At 44.2% G+C, this 3,454-nt stretch carries 2 protein-coding genes; both read right to left on the bottom strand.

Annotation, left to right across the window (positions count from 1 at the left end):
* Positions 1 to 2,862: efflux RND transporter permease subunit (locus MHN01_RS20790; protein WP_239413177.1), on the bottom strand; the 2,862-nt coding region annotated here is incomplete at its 3' end.
* Positions 2,863 to 3,454: efflux RND transporter periplasmic adaptor subunit (locus MHN01_RS20785; RefSeq protein WP_239413175.1), on the bottom strand; the 592-nt coding region annotated here is incomplete at its 5' end. It abuts the gene before it with no gap.

Raw genomic sequence — 3,454 nt, 5'->3', positions numbered from 1 at the left:
CGCATCGCATACAGCAGTATAACTATCCTTCCCTTGAACCAGTTCAAGGTTGATTTGATCAACTAAGACAATACCATTTTTGATCAACATACCTGACAGGGAAAGCAAACCAACCAGTGCCATAAAGCTAAATGAAACATCAAACAGCAATAAGCCGCTTACCACACCAATCAAAGCCAACGGAACAGTTAGCCAAATAATGAGTGGCGATTTCAGATTATTAAACAGCAACACCGTAATAATAAACATTGCCAGGTAAGCCAATGGCAGTCCACTCGACAGCGCTTTTTGCGCATCGGCCGATGACTCGTACTCACCTCCCCATTCGAAAGTATATCCTGGCGGCAGCTCAATCGCTTCAATGTCAGACTTCACCCTCATGAGCAAGCTCGTTGCTGTATCATTGCCTAGAATATCTGGATCAGCCAATACTGTGATGGTCCGTTTGCGATCCCTTCGCAAGATCAAACCGTCTTCCCAAACAGTTTCAACTTCGTCTACCAGTTGGCTAAGCGATATATAGCTACCCGTTGCCGGGCTATATACCTGGACACCCAGCAAGTTATTAATATCCATCCTCTCATTGTCTGGTGAACGGGCTATGATTGGCAATTGCTTGGTTCCTTCCCGAAAAGTACCAATCTGCTTGCCACTAAAGTTTGTTAATAGGGCATCATCAAATTCTTGTTTACTGATACCGACTCGTCTGGCCTTGGACTCATTAAAAACAGGGCGAATAACTTTTGCCCTCTGACGCCAGTTATGGCGAACATTTTCCGCACCAGGATCCCGACGAAGAATATCAATCGCCTGTCCGGACAGCTTTCTTAATACATCGGGATCCGGACCGGTAAATCTTGCTTCGACTTTTGCATCCCCCCCTGTTCCCATCTCCATCCGTTTCAGCTTAAACTCCGCCTGCGGATAATTGTCGACCAGATACTGCCTGACATTACCAAGAGTTGGATTGATATCTTCTCGTGTATTCACTCTGACAACTAACTGTCCATAAGCTGCGTAGCTATTTTCGGGATTGTACGTCAGAATAAATCTCGGAAAACCGCTACCCACGGTGGTGGTTACTTGCTCGACGACATCTTGTTTGAGTAGATAAGCTTCAATCTCCCTGACATCTTTTAGCGTCTCTCGAATATCCGACCCTTGGTAACGCCAATAATCAACATAAAAAATCGGTGTATTGGAAGCAGGAAAAAACGCCTGCTTTACTTTACCAAAACCAACAACAGAGGCTGAAAACAAAAGGACCAAAGCAACTATCGTCACGAATTTGTAGCGTATACATAAGCCGAGAACAAATCGATAAATTGAGTAAACAGCTCCTTTGTATAACTCTTTCTGCTGTTGCTCGTTGCTATCTGGAAGTTCTTTAAAGATCAGATCAGCCAGAAACGGTGTCAGTGTAATAGCCGTAACCCAACTGAGTGACAGTGAAATCAATAGTACCCAAAATAAGCTACCTGCAAACTCACCGGTTGCATCCGAAGAAAGCCCTATTGGTGAGAAGGCAGCAATAGCAATCACCGTAGCACCTAGCAAAGGAAGACTTGTTTGCCGAGTTATGCTCACCGCTGCTGAAAGCTTGGTTTGCCCTCGCTTCAGACCAATCAAGATCCCCTCAACAACGACAATTGCGTTATCAACCAGCATTCCCAAGGCGATAATCAAAGCCCCCAGCGAGATCCGGTGCAGCTCTATCCCCATCTGAGACATAAATATAAACGTCCCAAAAACTGTGATAAGCAACACCAAGCCTATTAAGATACCGCTTTTAATCCCCATAAATACCAACAGGACAAAAACCACTATCGCGACGGCCTGCAATAAGCTATCTATGAAGCTATCAATCGATGCATTCACCTCGTTAGGTTGGTTATAAACCGTTGCAAGTATCATCCCTGCCGGGCGAGAATATTCCATTTCCGCCAAACGCTGATCAATGCGCTCGCCGACCTCTACAACATTGACGCCAGAAGCAAAAGAAACTCCCAGCATCAGAGCTTGTTGGTTATCATGATTAATAATATTACGCGGTACTTCAGCATATTCGCGTTTTATGCTGGCAATATCTTTCAAGTAAATCAGGCTGTTCGAATGGTCTCCCGATACAATCAAGCTCTCGAGATCCCGGATGGTATCGTATTCACCGCTTGGTTGTATTCGAATATACTCTTCTCCAACCCGAACACTACCAGAGTCTGAGACTTGGTTTTGAGAACGAAGGTTCTGGTAGATCCGGCTCATCGGAATATCTAGGGCGGAAGCTTTGCTCTTTGATATTTCAACGATAACTTGCTCTTCCTGCTCTCCGGCGATAGTTACGTTGCCGACGCCTTCGATCAACACCAGTTCTCGCCGAAGTAAATCGACATAATCGGTTATCTCAGCATAAGAATACCCATCACCACTAACTGTCAGCAATATACCAAAGACATCAGCAAAATCATCCATCACCATTGGAGTTTGAACACCCGATGGTAGTTGAGAGCTGAGATCGGACACTTTATTGCGTAATTCATCCCATATTTGCTTCAACGCATCCGCACGGTATATCTCCTTCATATTTACCGTGACTTGCGACAACCCGGCAGATGACGTCGACTTAATATAGTCAACATAGGGAAGCTGCTGAACTGCGTTTTCAATCGGGTAAGTCACCTCCTGTTCAACCTGACTTGCAGGGGCGCCAGGGTAAACCGTTGTAATGACGGCGACTTTAACAGTGAAAGCCGGATCTTCAAGCCGTCCGAGCCCATTGAATGCTGACATTCCCCCCAAGAGCAATATCAGACTCAAGAGGACACTGACTATTCGATTTTTTATGAAATATTCAACAAATCCCATTTACAACCCCTCTTCCCTATCCCAGAATTGCACAGTCTGGCCTTCAGATAGGAAATGAGTTCCAGCAGTCACCACAATATCACCGCGGCTAAGTCCATTGAGGATCTCGACACCTTGGCCTTTAAACTGACCAATCGCAACAGGCTTTTTATTCACAGTCATGGTTCGCGGATCAACAGTCCATACAAAACGTTCTGTTTCTGAAATTGACACATTTTCCGGTATAAAAATCGAACTGATAGGAAGAATAAACTCGGCACCATCTTGCTCAATTAACTGGGATAAATCCGCTTTAACTACGGCGCTCATGCCTGGCAGTATATTGACCTCCTCAGGTACCTTCATGCTAAAGGTAAATTCATAAGATAACGTTTCCGGATCAGCCTGGGCATTCCACTCTTTGATATCAAGTAAGAACTGACTTTCCGGCATCGCATCAAAAATAGCTATTGGTCGATACTTTGAACTTTTATTTAATCGAGAAAAAATATCCTCAGGAATCTGAACTGACAAATCAATATATTCATGAGATACTATCGTTAATATTATTTGCTGCGCCTGAATATTTTCAAAACTTTTTACTTTAATATCA

It is taken from the genome of Photobacterium sp. OFAV2-7 (assembly GCF_022347985.1).
GTDB lineage: Bacteria > Pseudomonadota > Gammaproteobacteria > Enterobacterales > Vibrionaceae > Photobacterium.
This window is presented reverse-complemented; position numbering and strand designations above follow the sequence as displayed.